Genomic DNA, 13,303 nt, shown 5'->3' on the forward strand with positions numbered 1-13,303 from the left:
TTCTGGCATGACTAATGCTTTTGATTTGCTTGTATGTAGAACATGGTTGTACATACCCGAAGCAGTCATTTGATTCACACAACAAAGGAAACACCTTGAAAGCAAAAAACTTCGCAATGGCAGCTGCGCTGGCGATGGCGGCCCTTTCAGCCACCGCAGCCCCGGTGACCGTGAACCTGAGTTCAGGCGGCACGAACACAGGCGGCAGTTACGGCAACGTGCGCACGTTCACCATGGGCGGCGTCACCGTCACGGCCAGCGCATGGTCGCTCACTGGCGGCGGCTCCAACACGATCTTTGAAACCTCCAGGCTCGGCCAGTACTCCACCGGACTCGGCATTTGCAACCGCGACGAAGGCGGCAGCAACTGCGGCTCTCCCGAACACCAGGTCAGCAACAACGATTCCCTGGATTTCGTGCTGTTCCAGTTCAGCGCAGCCGTGGACCCCACGAGCGTGACCATCGACCCCTACGGCACCCACGACCGCGACGTGAGCTACTGGACGGGCACCACCGCCAATGTGCTGAGCCTTGCCGGAAAGAGCTTGGCCGAACTGGCCGCGCTCGGTTTCGGCAGCCGCACGGACGACAACGACAGCGCCAGCAGCAACGCCCGCTCTGTGAGCATCACCAGCGGCCTGGTCAACAGCCTGCTGTTTGGCGCCTCCGCCCTGGCGAGCGACCGCGACGACCTGTTCAAGATCGCCGCGCTCAAGTTCGACTACACCCCACGCACCCCGCCCACCGACGTGCCTGAGCCAGGCAGCCTGGCGCTGATCGCCCTGGCACTCGGTGGCCTGGGTCTGGCCCGCCGCCGCCGCGCAGCCTGAGTTTTCGCTTCGCCGGCCATGCCGGCGCCAGTGAGCCCACCTTGAACAAGGGGCGCCAATCGACAGGTTGGCGCCCCTTGTGCCGTTTTGGCGCCCGCTGTGAAGCAAGGCAAACTCTCGCCCACCATGGCCCGCCGCCCCCACCACCACGTCTACGTGATCGAGCTGTCCCAAGACGTGCTGCTCGAGCCCCGCTTCCGCAAGAACAACCCGGGCTATGTGGACGGCAAGCCCTGTGTGTATGTGGGCATGACCGGGCTGGACCCGGACGTGCGCTTCGACAAGCACAAGGCCGGCATCCAGTCGAACGCGTATGTGATGAAGTACGGGCTGCGCCTGTTGCCCGATCTGTACGAGGGCTTCAACCCGATGAAGTACGCGGACGCGGTGGACAAGGAGATCGAGGTCGGCATCGACCTGCGCTCGGCCGGCTTCGGGGTCTGGCAGGCCTGAGGCTGCGGCGGCTCAGTTGGTGGCGCCGGCGCCCAGCGTGGCGTCTTTCTCCACCTGCAGTGCGCAGCGCAGCGCCACCCGCAGGCCACGCACGATGTCCTCCAGCGGCATGTTGGGTGCGCCCTGCTCCGGCAGCCAGGGCACGTGGATGAAACCACCTCGCGTGTGTTTCAGTTCGCGCCGCGTGGCCAGCGTGTGCATGAGTCCGTAAAACACGTGGTTGCAGACAAAGGTGCCGGCGGTTTGCGACACCTCGGCGCTCACACCTTCGGCCTGCAGCGCGGCCAGCATGGCCTTGATGGGCAGGCTGGTGAAGTAGGCCGCCGGGGCCCCTGGCTTCACTGGCGTGTCCACCGGCTGACCGCCCGCGTTGTCGGCAATGGGTGCGTCGTTCACGTTGATGGCCACGCGCTCCAGCGACAGTGCGCTGCGCCTGCCGGCCTGGCCCACACACACCACCAGCGCGGGCCGGTGTTGTGTCAGCAGTACGTTCAGTTCCTTCAACGAGGCGTCGAACACGGTGGGCAGCTGCGCGGCCACCACGGTGTGTCCGAGGATCTGGCGGCGGTGCAAGGCTTGCACAGCGAGCCAGCTGGGGTTGAGCGTCGCGCCGCCGAAGGCGTCAAAACCGGTGAGCAGGATCTTCTGTGTCATGTGTCATGTGTCATGTGTCGATGCGTCGAGGTCAGCCACGCAGCGCGCCGGGCGCCAGGTCTTGCAGCGAGTGCGGCCCGATGGCCGCGCGGATCAGCCGCAGCGTGGGGTGGCCCACGGCGGCGGTCATGCGACGCACCTGCCGGTTGCGCCCTTCGGTGATCACCAGCTCCAGCCAGCTGGTGGGAATGGACTGGCGAAAGCGCACGGGAGGGTCGCGCTCCCACAGCGGCGAGGGCTCGGGCATGCTGCGCGCGCGTGCGGGGCGCGTGGGGCCGTCGTTGAGTTGCACCCCCTGGCGCAGCGCTTCCAAAGCAGCCTCGTCGGGCACACCTTCCACCTGCACCCAGTAGGTTTTTTCCATCTTGTGGCGCGGGTCGCTGATGCGGGCCTGCAGCTGGCCGTCGTTGGTGAGCAGCAGCAGGCCTTCGCTGTCGGCATCGAGCCGGCCGGCCACGTACACGCCGGGGATGTCGATGAAGTCCTTGAGCCCGCGCCAGCGGCCCTCGGGCGTGAACTGGCTCAACACGCCATAGGGCTTGTTGAAGCAGATCAGGCGGGCAGCGGACGCTTCTGGCATGGGCAACACGTCAGCGGCGCTCAAGGCCGGGCAATGCGCTGGCGGATGTCGCGCAGCTTGGCCTGCAGGCGTCGCTGGTGTTCGGGGCCCGTGCGCACCAACATCTTTCGCCCCGCCGACATCGACTCCAGCGCCGGATCGGCGAATTCGTAACGCACCCAGGGCCTCGTTGACGGCACCTCGCCCTTCACCTGCACCAATGTGACGGCCGGCGGCGCGCCGGGCACCGGTGTGGCAATCAGGTGGTCGAGCACCTGCACCAGGCGGTCGTTGAAGTACCGGCCCGGAAAGCCCAGCTCTTCATAGGCCTGCTGAAACAGGAGGTAGAGCCGGCGGTACAGCGCCACGGCCTGTGCGGTGTCGACCGCATCGATCATCTGCACCAGCGGCGTGTAGCGGCGCTGGTTGTCGGGGTGAATGGTTTCCACGCCGTCGCTGCCGCGCTGAACGCTGAAACGCTCGGGCGTGGGATTGACGGGCCAGACCCTGGAAGGCGCCTGTTCGCGCGCCAGGTTGTCCACCGTGGCCACCGTACGGCGCACAAAACCGTCGAGCTGCAGGAAATTCAGGACGTTCTTGCGCGTGAGCAGATCGTTCAGCAGCTCACCCACGAGCTGATCGGAATCCGCCAACGCAGGGAAGCTCGCGGCGGCCACGGCAGCATCGGGCGCCGGGGGGTCGATGGGGTGCTGGATGGCAGGAGCCGATGGCAACAGCGGCGCGGGCGTTGCGTCGGGCGCCGAGGCCACAGGCTCAACCACCGGCTCAGGTGCCGGCCGGGGTTTGAATTGCTGCCAGCCGAAGTAGCCGGCAACGAGCACCACCGCGAGCACCAGCACCGTGATGAAGCGAGCGGGCGTTCGTGGTGTGCGCGGGATGTGGGGGTTGGGATCGTTCATGCCTCGTCACCTGGGGTGGTTTGGGAGGCTACTCATGCTACACCGCTCGACGGTGCGGACGTCTCATGTCCCTGAGCGGCGAGGGCGCGCAATCGCTGGTGGGGCTCATCTTCGCGGTCCAGCACCACGCTGCGTTTGGCGCTGAGGTAGTGGGTGGTGAACACGTCGAGCCAGGCGGCCAGGCTTTCGGCGGCGTGGGTTTCGCCGGCCAGCGCCAGACACAGCGCCGCCACCTCCGAGGTGCAGAAGTGGCTCTCGCGCGCGGATCGGCGCAGCCGGTAGTTGGACACCTCGTCGGGGTGCAGGCTGAGCACGGGCAGCGCGTCCAGATACGGGCTCTTGCGGAACATCTTGCGGGCTTCGGACCAGGTGCCGTCGAGCAACACGAACAGCGGCTTCTTGCCACCCTCCCCGTCGGGCGGCAGCGCGGTCACCACCCGCTCGGGCGGCACGAACTCGCCCGGAAACACCAGCACGGGCTGCCACTGCGGATCGGCCAGCAGGGCCAGCAGGCCCGGGTCCACCGCGGTGCGCGACCAGCCGAAAGCCCAGGTGTCGGCCACCACGTCGGCCACGAGCCAGCCGGTGTTGCTGGGCTTGAGCGCTTCGATGTCGCCCATGACCAGGCACATGCCGGCGCGCGTGGCCACCTGCGGGCGCAGGGCGCACACACAATGGCTCGCCACCAGGCGGCAACCGGCGCAGCGACCGCCGCCCGAGCCGCGCGCCACAAAGGGCTTGGCGCTGGCGGCCAGGCGCGTCAAACGCAGGCGTGACACGGCATGGTCGGGCGTGGCGGCCTGGGCCGGGGTGATCACAAGGTTCATGGGTGGGACTGTAGGCGCATCGTTCACCGGGGCTCGCGGGTGGCGTGTGCGAGACACACGCACCGGGCAATACACCGCCCGGGTATGCAGCGTGACAAATGTCGCAGGGTTTTCGTGCCCGGCCCACCACAATCCGCCGCATGCCCGTTTCTGAAATCGCAATCTGGTCGGCAATGCTGGGAGGCTTGTTGACACTGGCGGCCGTCGCGCTGGGCGACGCTCTGACCAGCCGTTCCATTGCGTCGGTGCGCAATGTGCTGTTCCTGCTGATCGCCGGCACCAGCTGTGTGGTCATGACAGGCTTGCCCGAGGTCTTCTTTCCTGCGCTGCCCGATCGCCTGATGATGGTGCTCAAGGCGGGCCTGGGGCCGCTGGCCGGCGCCATGGGCTTGTATTACCTGAGCAACTGGCTGGGCGGGGTGCGCGAAGACTCGCTGGTGCACCGCTTCACGGTGATGGGTGGCGCGGTGCTGTTGCTGGCCGCGCTGGCGCTCGCGGCCGTGGCCACCCGGGTGGCGCCGACCAACTTTCGCGACCTGCTCGTGCTGGCCGCCGCGGTGAACATGGTGCCGGTGCTGCTGGCCCTGCTGGCGGTGCGCCGCGCCCACCAGCTGGGCGACCCGCTGGCGCGCTGGATGTCGGTGGGCATCGTCTGCCTGGCGGCCACCACCGCGGGGCTGTATGCACGCGGTCTGAGCCTGCCCGGCCTGGGCCTGGGCACGTGGCTGGCCACCGCAGTGTTCACGGTGGCCTACTTCCTCATTGCCTCGGTGCTGGCCTTGCTGCGCAACCAGCACAACCGCCAGCTCGCGCGCCTGTCCCGCCTGAACCAGGGCGCCGAACCGGCCACCGGCCTGCCCACCGGCGCGGCCTTGCTCACCGAGGTAGAACACGTGTTCTGGCGCACGGCGCGCCGTGGCGGTGTCTGCACCGTGGTGTGCATGCACATCAGCAACCTGTACGAGCTCACCGACTCCCCCGGCCAGGGCACCGAGCACCAGATCCTCACCACGCTGGCGGCCCGTGTGCGGCGCGCGGCGGGCTTCCGCTGTGTGGTGGGCCTGTACCACCCGCGCTGTTTCGTGGTGGTGATCACCAGCGACAAGCTCACCGAAGCCACACTGGAAGTGGTCACCCGTCTGCGCGCCACCGTGCCCATGCCCTTGACCGTGATGGACGCCAAGCAGGCCTACCTGCCGTTCGCGCCGCAGGTGGGCATGGGCGTGGTCACGCTGGAGCCCGACGGCGTCACGCCGATGGAGGTGATCAACCAGGCCGAGCGGCGCGCACTCGCGTCCGTGGGCGAGCAGCACCCGATGTCGGAACACGACATCGCCACCACACCGGCCGCGCTCGAATGAGCGTTGCCGCACAGAAGCGCTTCACCCATAAGTTTTCACGCGTTCCAGCGCGTTAGGCCAAAGCAACTCCACCTGTTGCCAGGCCTGCACGGTCAGCCGGCCAGGCGTCGGTTTCGTCGGTCTGCGGCGCCGCCGGGTCCAGGTTCAGGGCACGATGCACAGGCATGCCAAAAGAACAGGACTTCCAGCGCAAGGCGACACCGCCGTCACGCAAACCCAGCCGTCGCAAACACGACCCCATGCTGATCAACGGGGTGAGCGCCTTGCTGGCGGGTGGTGGTTTGTGGGTGCTGTCGCTGGTGATGGACCACCAGGCCAACTTCAAGGTCGCGGCCAGGGCCTTGCTGGCGCCTGCCTGGATGGCGCTGGCATTGGGTGCGGCGCTGCTGCTGCTGCACATGGTGATCAAGCGGCGCACGCGGTTCGAGGCGGCCATGCTGTTGCGCCAGCACTCCACCTTTCACGAACCCATGCCGCCAGTGCTCGCCACGCCCAGGCGCGAAGTGCGGCGGCAAACGTCGCGCAAGAAGCACCCGACCCCGGTCAGCGTCGACTGAGCGCGCGTCAACCCCTCACTTCTGGATCGGATTCGCCGTGAGCAGCGCGGCCGAATAGGCCCGCATGAACTCGCGCGCCTTCTCCGGGTGGGGCGCCGTGAGCCAGGCGCTGTAGGCGCCCTCGTTCAGGATCGCCGGCATGCGCTTTTCGCTGCCGGGCTGGCCGTAGCGGTGCATCAGCGCGTGCGCGTTGGCGTTCACCGTGAGCAGGCAGAAGCTCACGATCTCCTCGTCGCCCGCGCCCTTCCAGCGCTCCCACAAACCCGCCACGCCCATGGGCTTGCCGTCCACCCGCGTTATGCGCGTGGGCACCGGCTTGCCGCTGCGCAGGTCGTCTTCCTGAAACGACATCATGGGCACGATGCAGCGCTGCGCGCCCAGCCAGGCGTCGCGGAAATTGTTGGAGGTGGTCACGATCTCGCAGCGCGCGTTGACCAGCTTGGTCGAACGCAGCTTGGCGTCCGACGCCGACTTGACCCAGGTGGGCACCAGGCCGAACTGGCCGCTGGCGAGTTCAAGCCCGGGTTGGGCAGGCTCGGCGCCTTCGGCCACGGGCCCGGTGGCCTCGAGCCGCACAAACACGCCCGGCTTGCGCGGCCACACGTCGCGCCCGGCGGGTGTGTCGGGCGCGGGCACGTTGAAGGCGTCGGGGTACAGGTGGGCGAGCTGGAGGCTCTCGTATTGGGTGCTCATCGGGTCATGCTAGCTGATGGGGGCCGCGCACGCGCCCGGGGTGGCGGTGCGGTGCGTGTGTGGCCACATGCGCGGGTTCCTGTTCAAAGCGCGAGGCCAGTGGAAACAGCCGCTGCAACACCGCACGCACCTTGGCCAGCCGGGGGTCGTGGCCGTGGGCGTCGTCGGTGGTGTCGTTGATGCAGAAAAAATCCAGCGTGCCGGCGGCATCGATCAAGGCGTCGAGCTGTTGCGCCTGGTCGTCGCAGCCGGTCGTCACATGCAGGTGTGCGCTTTCGCGCATGCGAAGCTGGCCGAGCGCGAGCGCCCGACGCAGCACGAAGTCCGACACCAGCGTGGGGCTGGCCCAGGTGCGGAAGGTGGTGGAGCGCACGCGTTCGAACAGTTCGGACGCATCAAGCTCGGCGGCTTGCAGCAGCGACTTGAGCAAGGGCCGTGGCGAATGGGCAAAGGTGCGCGGCGTGTGCAAGTAGTCCGGCCGCCGGCTCAGCCACTGGGCAGACAGGCGACTGGCGTTCTCCAGCGCGTTCTCATCCGGGCGCAGCGCGGTGCCTTCAACCACGGGGTCGTCGGACCAGGTGGCAAACACACCGCCGGACCAGAACCAGTCATCGACCCGCACCGGTGCGCCGAAGAACACGTCGTCGTTGAAATAAAAGAAGCGCTCCGACAAACCCGGGATGCGGTGCACGTACGACTCGATGTGGGCCGAATCGAACGTGGGCAACTGGCTGGCGGGAATCAGCTCGCGGTGGTCCACCAGCGTGAGGTGCGGGGAAGGCCGCAACCACGAAGGCGTCTGCCCGTCGGTGACGACGAACACGTGGCCGTGCCCGGGGAAATGGCGCTCCAGCGCGCGCAGGCTGTAGCGCAGTTCGTCGTTGTCGCGAAAACGCCCTTCCACGTTGCCATACAGCGCCATGGCGCCCGGGTCGATGGCGCCGTGGTGTCGCGCAGCCTCGTGGCGACGGGCGCGCCACCGAGGATCGTTGCCGTCGACCCAGAGGTAGACGATGTCGATGCGGGCTTCGGGGGCATCGGGAAAAGCGGAGGCTGCTGGCATGGGAATGGCGTGCATGAAGGAGACGCACGGAAGGACCCACGCGAGAACGAGGGCGGACTCTAGCACGCACCTTTGCCTTGGACGGGCACCCGTCGGATGGCCCGAAAGACCCGCACATTCCCCGGGTCAGTGCCGATCGGCGCGGTGTTGCATCAGGCCCGGGATTTTTCCCAGGCAATGCCTGCACCACAATGCAGCCATGACCGCACTGCCCTCCAGCCCCGCCGCCGACCGCAACAAGCAGCCGATCCTCGAAACCTTGCAGCGGGTGCTGCCCGAGCGCGGCATGGCGCTGGAAATCGCCTCCGGCACCGGCCAGCACGCCACCTGGTTCGCCGCCGGCCTGCCGGGCTGGCAGTGGCAGCCCACCGACCTGCAGGCCAGCGCCATGGCCACCATCGCCGCCTGGACCGAACAATCGGGAGTGCGCAACGTGCTGCCTCCCATGCGGCTGGACGTGACCTCGGCGCAGTGGCCCGACGAAGGTGATCTGTTCGGCGAGGCCTTCGGCGAGACCTTCGATGCGGTCTACTGCGCCAACATGCTGCACATCGCGCCCTGGACCGCGTGCATCGGCCTCATGCAGGGAGCGGCCCGGGTGCTCACGCCCGATGGCCTGCTGGTGACCTACGGCCCTTACCTGGAAGACGGTGTGCCCACCTCGCCCGGCAACCTCGCGTTTGACGAGAGCCTGCGCGACACCCACCCCGAGTGGGGCATCCGCCAGTTGTCCGCTGTGGCAGCAGAGGCGAAACGGGCAGGTCTGCACCTGCGCGAACGCCACGCCATGCCGGCCAACAACCTGCTGCTGGTGTGGGGCCGGGAACCACCAGCCCCGGTCTGAGCTCCATCTTCCCTTGCCATCCACTCCCGACACCCATGCTCAAAAACCTCAAAGACCTGTTCGACAACCTGGCTGCCAGCCTCACCGCGCCAGCGGGCGCGCTGCTGCCGGAAGAGCACACGCACACGCTTCAACTCTCCACAGCTGTTTTGCTGGTGGAGGTGATGCGCGCCGAACCCGCCCTGAAGGACAGCGAGCGCGACGCGGTCATCTCCGCGCTGCGGCGCAAGTTCGCCCTGAGCGACGACGAGCTCGACCGGTTGATGGAGCTGGCCCACGAGACCGCCCGCACCGCCTACGACTACCAGCGCTTCACCGGCCTGATGAACGAGCGCTTCAGCCAGGAAGAAAAAATCAGCGTGGTCGAGGCCATGTGGGAAGTCGCCTTTGCCGACCAGCACCTGGACGCCAACGAGCACCACGTGATCAGCAAGGTGGCCGGACTGCTGCACGTGACCCACGGGGAATACATCGCCGCCAAGCTGCACGCCCAGGCCGCGGCGCAGGGCTGATGCCCCGCACGCCCCACACAAGCCGCTACCGAACTTTGCCTGCCTCGCGCGGCGCGTTCACCAATCAGAGACATGGCGGGGACAACATGAAGTCTCACCAACCCCAAGGAGTCCACTCCATGAAACCCCGAAACCTCGTTGTCTACGCCATCGCCGCCGCCACGCTGAGCATCAGCTCCCTGTCCTTCGCACAGGGCAACCCCCACGGCGGACGCTTTGAAGCTCCCACGATGCACCGGGTGGACGATCGGCGCGACGACCGCCGGGATTTCCGCGAAGACCGCCGCGACGACCGGCGCGATTTCCGCCAGGAGCGTCGCGAAGACCGCCGCGATTTCAAGCACGATCGCCGCGCCGACCGCCACGACCACCGCCATGGCGCCCAGGTGCGCTACTACCATGCCCGCGGTCCGCAATTTCAGCGCGGACGCTACATCCCCGCCGAGTACCGCAACCGCCAGTACGTTGTGGTGAACCCGCACCAGCACCGCCTGTACGCGCCACCGCGTGGTCAACAGTGGGTGCAGGTCGGCAGTGACTACGTGCTGGTCGCCGTTGCCACCGGCCTCATCGTCAACCTGTTGCTGAACAACTGACCTCGCTCCGACCGAATGGAGCCCCGGGCGCAGCGCACCCTCTGACCAGGGCGCTGCGCCTTTTCATTGGAGGGTGAGGTCTGCGATGATCCTTGCCCTGGCCCACACCGCACTGCCCACCATGAAACTTCGATACCTCGCCCTGCCCTTGTTTGCCTCGCTGGCCCTGCTGTCGGCCTGTTCCAAGGAAGACGCCGGCGCCCCGGCGGCCAGCGCACCCGCAGCCGCCGCCAACACCACCCCGATCGCAGCCGCGCAGGCCATGGACGTGCTCGCCGCGCAGGGCAAGGGGTTTGCCGCCGGCAAGATCCTCAGCACCAACGCCGTGTATGTGTTGTTCGATCCGCAGTGCCCGCACTGCGCGCGCCTGTGGGAGGCGTCCATGCCGCTGCACACCAGCGTCAAGTTTGTCTGGTTGCCGGTGGCCATCATGAACGCCAAGAGCGCGCCGCAAGGCGCGGCGATCATGACCGCCACCAACCCGGTGCAGGCCATGGCGGCGCACGAAACCTCGCTGCTCGCCGGCAGCGGTGGCACCGCGGCCTCGGCCGACATCGCGCCCGACGTGCTGGCCGCCATCAAGACCAACACCGAGCTGCTGGAGCGCCTGGGCGCCACCTCGGTGCCCTACATCGTGGCGCGCCACCAGCGCAGTGGTCAGGTGGTGATGCAGGCCGGCGCCAACGACACCCAGTCCCTCGCCACTTTCCTCGGCCTGTGACACCCGTGAAGCGCTGTTTTGTCGCTTACCATCGCGCAGTCGAGCCGCCTTCGCGGCTGTTTAACGGAGGCCCCCATGGGCAAAGAGCAGCGCAACGAAAAACTGTCCAAGAAACCCAAGAAGGACACCTCCGCGCCCAAAGGCCCGGTCACGTCCGACCGGCCCATGCCACCGGTGACGGCGGTGCTCCCGCGCGGCAAGGAAAAGAACAAGTGAGCCTGGCATGAAGGCCACCTGGAACGGCGCCGTGATCGCCGAGAGCGACGACACCGTGGTGCTGGAAGGCAACCACTACTTTCCCGAGAGTTCGCTCAACCGCGATCACGTGACCTTCAGCAACCACCGCACCAGCTGCCCATGGAAGGGCCAGGCGAGCTACTACTCGCTGCTGGTCAACGGTGAGCTCAACACCGACGCGGCCTGGTACTACCCGGACCCGAAGCCCGAAGCGGAAGAAATCCGCGGGCGCGTGGCGTTCTGGAAAGGCGTGAAGGTCGCACCCTGACCTCTCGCAAGCCGGGGTCGCAATGACCCCGGCCGGCGCTGGGCGACTGCCCACGCGCCCACGCTCCGCGACGTATCCTGAGTGGCACAACCACCACCCCAGGAGACACGCATGACTTTCGCCCCCCGCACTGCGCAAATTGGCCTGTTGGCCGCAGCCCTGCTCGTGCTCACCGGCTGCGCGCGCCACGACCACGCCGCCATGCATGCCATGCACCACGGCGGCATGATGACCAGTGCCGCGCCCACCGCCCCGGTCAGCATGACCCAGAGCACGCCCACGTTGGGCTCGGGTTACAAGAAGGTGGCTGCAGCGCCCGAGGCCAAGGTCTATTTCGCCAACCTGCGCAACGGCGCCACCGTCACCAGTCCGGTGAAGGTCGTGTTCGGACTCAGCGGCATGGGTGTGGCCCCGGCCGGTGTCGAAAAAGCCGGCACCGGCCACCACCACCTGCTGATCGACGTGGCGGCGGTGGACGCCAACGCACCCCTGCCGGCCAACGACCAGTACCGCCACTTCGGTTTGGGCCAGACCGAGACCAGCGTGGAGCTCAAGCCCGGCACGCACACACTGCAACTCATCGTGGCCGACCAGAACCACATCCCTCATCACCCGGTGGTGATCAGCGAGCGCATCACCATCACGGTGAAATGACCGGGCGCCTGCCCATGCGTGGGTGGCTCGGGCTGGTGCCCGGCCTGCTCCCGGCCTGGGCTATGGCCATGGGTTTGTCGGTGGAGCCCGCCGATGCGTCCTGCGCGCCGACCATCACACCGCCGCCCGCACCGGTTGAGGCGTCCAGCCGCTTGCCCGACAGCCAGGCGGTGGCGGGCTCGAAAGACATCGCCTGGGTCTGGCTGGGCTCGCCCACCCGGCGCTATCCGCACGGCGCCCTCGGCTCACCGGTGCACGCAGGCAGTGTTCACGTGCTGACCCGGACACCTCCCGGCTTGATGGCGACGGTGGAACTGTCCCTGCCGGTGCACCGCGTCTTCGAGGACCGGGTACCCCGCCTCGTGGACCTCGATGGCGACGGCCGCGACGAGATCGTGCTGGTCGAAGCCGATGCCCTGAGGGGAGCTGCGCTGGTGGTGCTGGGGCTGGCGCAGCGCGATGGGCAAACCAGGCTGGTGGAACGCGCCCGGGGACCCCACGCCGGCTCGACGTTCCGCTGGTTGAACCCGGTGGGTTTTGCCGACTTCGACGGTGACGGCCGGCTGGACGTGGCCAGCGTGACCACGCCCCACATCGGCGGCGTGCTCACGCTGCACCACCTGCAACCCCCGGCCCTCGTGCCGTACGCCCGCGCGCTCGACGTGTCCAACCACCGCATGGGCGCGCTGGAGCAGCAACTGGCAGTGATCGTGCAGCAGCCCGGCTTTCGACCCACCATCGTCGTGCCCGACATGGCGCGCCAGGCCTTGCACGCCCTGCGCTGGGAAGCCCCCGGGCAGTGGCATGAGCTGGCCGACCTCCAGCCCTTGCCCGGAACCGTCGAGCGGCTCACACCCAGAGCCGACGGCGCCTGCGCCTGGCTGTCCGATGGCCGCGTCCTGAAGATCACCCTGCGGCCTTGACGACACCCCTGCCAAGCCGGGTTCAGGCGGCCTGCGCGCCGAGCTTCCTGAGTTTGTTCAACCAACGCGCCACGCCCGCCGAGCCCAGGCCCTCCACCGAGCCCACCAGCGTTTCGTGGATGGGGGCAAATCCCACAAACCCCAGGATGTTGCGCTCCAGCGATTTGACGCTGTGCGCGCGAAAGTACCAGCGGTAGGCCAGCGCCGGCATGCCCATGGTCACCACCACGCGTGCCGAGCGCCCGCTCAGCGGTTTGCGGCCGAAGGGCTTGGGGCCCTCGGGGCCGACCGCAAAACCCGGGCGTGCCACCTGTTCCAGAAACGCCTTGAGCAGCGCGGGCATGTCGCCCAGCCAGAGCGGAAAAAAGATCACCACGTGTTCGGCCCAGGCGATACCGTCCTGCGCGGGCTGCAGCGTGGGTGGCAGGGCGCCGTGGTTCCAGGCCTCGGCGGTCTTGAGCCAGGGGAAGTCGATGGCGCCCACGGCGATGCGACGCACCTCATGCCCTGCAGCCGAGGCGCCATCGGCATACGCGTCGACCAGCGCGTGGTTGAGGCGCCCGGCGCCCGGGTCGGGGTGGCCTTCAATCAGCAGGATGCGGCGAGAGGCGGTGACGGGGAGTGGCATGGC

19 protein-coding genes are annotated in these 13,303 nt (G+C 67.8%); 12 read left to right on the forward strand and 7 right to left on the reverse strand.

The features are described 5' to 3' along the window. The first annotated feature begins 95 nt into the window (after positions 1-95). A complete protein-coding gene (gene xdp1, locus BSY239_RS11625) occupies positions 96-830 on the forward strand; it encodes an exosortase-dependent surface protein XDP1 (protein WP_172823102.1) in 735 nt (244 codons plus the stop codon). Between the two features lie 126 nt (positions 831-956). Continuing rightward, on the forward strand, positions 957-1,283 hold the full coding sequence (locus tag BSY239_RS11630; protein ID WP_069048946.1) for a hypothetical protein: 327 nt from the start codon (positions 957-959) through the stop codon (positions 1,281-1,283). 12 nt (positions 1,284-1,295) lie between these two features. Here BSY239_RS11630 and pcp read toward each other — a convergent pair whose 3' ends face one another. From pcp to BSY239_RS11650, 4 genes are read right to left on the reverse strand one after another with little or no spacing between them, the layout of a single operon-like run. After that, the gene (gene pcp / locus BSY239_RS11635; RefSeq protein WP_069046993.1) at positions 1,296-1,937 is read right to left on the reverse strand and encodes a pyroglutamyl-peptidase I; all 642 of its coding nucleotides are present in this window, start codon (positions 1,935-1,937) and stop codon (positions 1,296-1,298) included. 31 nt (positions 1,938-1,968) lie between these two features. Continuing rightward, positions 1,969-2,517: an rRNA large subunit pseudouridine synthase E gene (locus tag BSY239_RS11640; RefSeq protein ID WP_083239935.1), complete on the reverse strand. Its 549-nt coding sequence runs from the start codon at positions 2,515-2,517 to the stop codon at positions 1,969-1,971. A 20-nt stretch (positions 2,518-2,537) separates the two neighbouring features. Further along, the gene (locus tag BSY239_RS11645; protein WP_069046995.1) at positions 2,538-3,416 is read right to left on the reverse strand and encodes a DUF3014 domain-containing protein; all 879 of its coding nucleotides are present in this window, start codon (positions 3,414-3,416) and stop codon (positions 2,538-2,540) included. A 32-nt stretch (positions 3,417-3,448) separates the two neighbouring features. Beyond that, positions 3,449-4,243 (reverse strand): tRNA-uridine aminocarboxypropyltransferase, encoded by a 795-nt coding sequence (locus tag BSY239_RS11650; RefSeq protein WP_069046996.1) that lies wholly within the window; start codon positions 4,241-4,243, stop codon positions 3,449-3,451. 140 nt (positions 4,244-4,383) lie between these two features. On the opposite strand from BSY239_RS11650, the gene BSY239_RS11655 reads away from it, so the two are divergent. Beyond that, entirely contained in the window at positions 4,384-5,604 is a 1,221-nt protein-coding gene (locus BSY239_RS11655; RefSeq protein ID WP_156775462.1) for a diguanylate cyclase domain-containing protein, read from the forward strand. A gap of 164 nt (positions 5,605-5,768) precedes the next feature. Beyond that, a complete protein-coding gene (locus BSY239_RS11660) occupies positions 5,769-6,161 on the forward strand; it encodes a hypothetical protein (protein ID WP_069046998.1) in 393 nt (130 codons plus the stop codon). Positions 6,162-6,176: 15 nt separating this feature from the next. Here BSY239_RS11660 and BSY239_RS11665 read toward each other — a convergent pair whose 3' ends face one another. Continuing rightward, positions 6,177-6,854 carry an SOS response-associated peptidase gene (locus BSY239_RS11665; RefSeq protein WP_069046999.1) on the reverse strand — a complete coding sequence of 226 codons (678 nt, stop codon included), beginning with the start codon at positions 6,852-6,854 and terminating at the stop codon, positions 6,177-6,179. Positions 6,855-6,858: 4 nt separating this feature from the next. Then, positions 6,859-7,917, reverse strand: a complete 1,059-nt coding sequence (locus BSY239_RS11670) for a Stealth CR1 domain-containing protein (protein ID WP_156775463.1) — start codon at positions 7,915-7,917, stop codon at positions 6,859-6,861. A gap of 199 nt (positions 7,918-8,116) precedes the next feature. Between BSY239_RS11670 and BSY239_RS11675 the strand changes: the two genes are divergently transcribed. The 8 genes from BSY239_RS11675 to BSY239_RS11705 all read left to right on the forward strand — a co-directional run bounded on the left by BSY239_RS11675 (position 8,117) and on the right by BSY239_RS11705 (position 12,672). Then, positions 8,117-8,761 (forward strand): DUF938 domain-containing protein, encoded by a 645-nt coding sequence (locus BSY239_RS11675; RefSeq protein ID WP_069047001.1) that lies wholly within the window; start codon positions 8,117-8,119, stop codon positions 8,759-8,761. A gap of 35 nt (positions 8,762-8,796) precedes the next feature. After that, the gene (locus tag BSY239_RS11680) at positions 8,797-9,273 is read left to right on the forward strand and encodes a tellurite resistance TerB family protein (RefSeq protein WP_069047002.1); all 477 of its coding nucleotides are present in this window, start codon (positions 8,797-8,799) and stop codon (positions 9,271-9,273) included. 119 nt (positions 9,274-9,392) lie between these two features. Further along, on the forward strand, positions 9,393-9,869 hold the full coding sequence (locus tag BSY239_RS11685) for an RcnB family protein (protein WP_069047003.1): 477 nt from the start codon (positions 9,393-9,395) through the stop codon (positions 9,867-9,869). Between the two features lie 121 nt (positions 9,870-9,990). Continuing rightward, complete coding sequence (locus tag BSY239_RS11690) at positions 9,991-10,590, forward strand: thioredoxin fold domain-containing protein (RefSeq protein ID WP_069048947.1); 600 nt, start codon at positions 9,991-9,993, stop codon at positions 10,588-10,590. 75 nt (positions 10,591-10,665) lie between these two features. Next, positions 10,666-10,806 carry a hypothetical protein gene (locus tag BSY239_RS22610; protein ID WP_172823103.1) on the forward strand — a complete coding sequence of 47 codons (141 nt, stop codon included), beginning with the start codon at positions 10,666-10,668 and terminating at the stop codon, positions 10,804-10,806. 7 nt (positions 10,807-10,813) lie between these two features. Continuing rightward, on the forward strand, positions 10,814-11,095 hold the full coding sequence (locus BSY239_RS11695) for a DUF427 domain-containing protein (protein ID WP_069047004.1): 282 nt from the start codon (positions 10,814-10,816) through the stop codon (positions 11,093-11,095). Between the two features lie 111 nt (positions 11,096-11,206). Beyond that, the gene (locus BSY239_RS11700) at positions 11,207-11,749 is read left to right on the forward strand and encodes a DUF4399 domain-containing protein (RefSeq protein WP_236944056.1); all 543 of its coding nucleotides are present in this window, start codon (positions 11,207-11,209) and stop codon (positions 11,747-11,749) included. Beyond that, positions 11,746-12,672, forward strand: coding sequence for an FG-GAP repeat domain-containing protein (locus BSY239_RS11705; RefSeq protein WP_069047005.1), 927 nt, complete (start codon positions 11,746-11,748; stop codon positions 12,670-12,672). The genes BSY239_RS11700 and BSY239_RS11705 overlap by 4 nt, the downstream gene beginning before the upstream one ends. 22 nt (positions 12,673-12,694) lie before the next feature. Here the strand turns inward: BSY239_RS11705 and BSY239_RS11710 are convergent, their stop codons facing one another. Next, complete coding sequence (locus tag BSY239_RS11710; RefSeq protein ID WP_069048949.1) at positions 12,695-13,300, reverse strand: NAD(P)H-dependent oxidoreductase; 606 nt, start codon at positions 13,298-13,300, stop codon at positions 12,695-12,697. Between the last annotated feature and the right edge of the window lie 3 nt (positions 13,301-13,303).

The organism is Hydrogenophaga sp. RAC07, from assembly GCF_001713375.1.
Lineage (GTDB): Bacteria > Pseudomonadota > Gammaproteobacteria > Burkholderiales > Burkholderiaceae_C > Hydrogenophaga.

Bases quoted from the DNA above. Each gene is read 5' to 3' on its own strand.
- BSY239_RS11630 (WP_069048946.1), top strand. From the start codon at position 957: ATGGCCCGCCGCCCCCACCACCACGTCTACGTGATCGAGCTGTCCCAA.
- pcp (WP_069046993.1), bottom strand. From the start codon at position 1,937: ATGACACAGAAGATCCTGCTCACCGGTTTTGACGCCTTCGGCGGCGCG.
- BSY239_RS11640 (WP_083239935.1), bottom strand. From the start codon at position 2,517: ATGCCAGAAGCGTCCGCTGCCCGCCTGATCTGCTTCAACAAGCCCTAT.
- BSY239_RS11645 (WP_069046995.1), bottom strand. From the start codon at position 3,416: ATGAACGATCCCAACCCCCACATCCCGCGCACACCACGAACGCCCGCT.
- BSY239_RS11650 (WP_069046996.1), bottom strand. From the start codon at position 4,243: ATGAACCTTGTGATCACCCCGGCCCAGGCCGCCACGCCCGACCATGCC.
- BSY239_RS11655 (WP_156775462.1), top strand. From the start codon at position 4,384: ATGCCCGTTTCTGAAATCGCAATCTGGTCGGCAATGCTGGGAGGCTTG.
- BSY239_RS11660 (WP_069046998.1), top strand. From the start codon at position 5,769: ATGCCAAAAGAACAGGACTTCCAGCGCAAGGCGACACCGCCGTCACGC.
- BSY239_RS11665 (WP_069046999.1), bottom strand. From the start codon at position 6,854: ATGAGCACCCAATACGAGAGCCTCCAGCTCGCCCACCTGTACCCCGAC.
- BSY239_RS11670 (WP_156775463.1), bottom strand. From the start codon at position 7,917: ATGCCAGCAGCCTCCGCTTTTCCCGATGCCCCCGAAGCCCGCATCGAC.
- BSY239_RS11675 (WP_069047001.1), top strand. From the start codon at position 8,117: ATGACCGCACTGCCCTCCAGCCCCGCCGCCGACCGCAACAAGCAGCCG.
- BSY239_RS11680 (WP_069047002.1), top strand. From the start codon at position 8,797: ATGCTCAAAAACCTCAAAGACCTGTTCGACAACCTGGCTGCCAGCCTC.
- BSY239_RS11685 (WP_069047003.1), top strand. From the start codon at position 9,393: ATGAAACCCCGAAACCTCGTTGTCTACGCCATCGCCGCCGCCACGCTG.
- BSY239_RS11690 (WP_069048947.1), top strand. From the start codon at position 9,991: ATGAAACTTCGATACCTCGCCCTGCCCTTGTTTGCCTCGCTGGCCCTG.
- BSY239_RS22610 (WP_172823103.1), top strand. From the start codon at position 10,666: ATGGGCAAAGAGCAGCGCAACGAAAAACTGTCCAAGAAACCCAAGAAG.
- BSY239_RS11695 (WP_069047004.1), top strand. From the start codon at position 10,814: ATGAAGGCCACCTGGAACGGCGCCGTGATCGCCGAGAGCGACGACACC.
- BSY239_RS11700 (WP_236944056.1), top strand. From the start codon at position 11,207: ATGACTTTCGCCCCCCGCACTGCGCAAATTGGCCTGTTGGCCGCAGCC.
- BSY239_RS11705 (WP_069047005.1), top strand. From the start codon at position 11,746: ATGACCGGGCGCCTGCCCATGCGTGGGTGGCTCGGGCTGGTGCCCGGC.
- BSY239_RS11710 (WP_069048949.1), bottom strand. From the start codon at position 13,300: ATGCCACTCCCCGTCACCGCCTCTCGCCGCATCCTGCTGATTGAAGGC.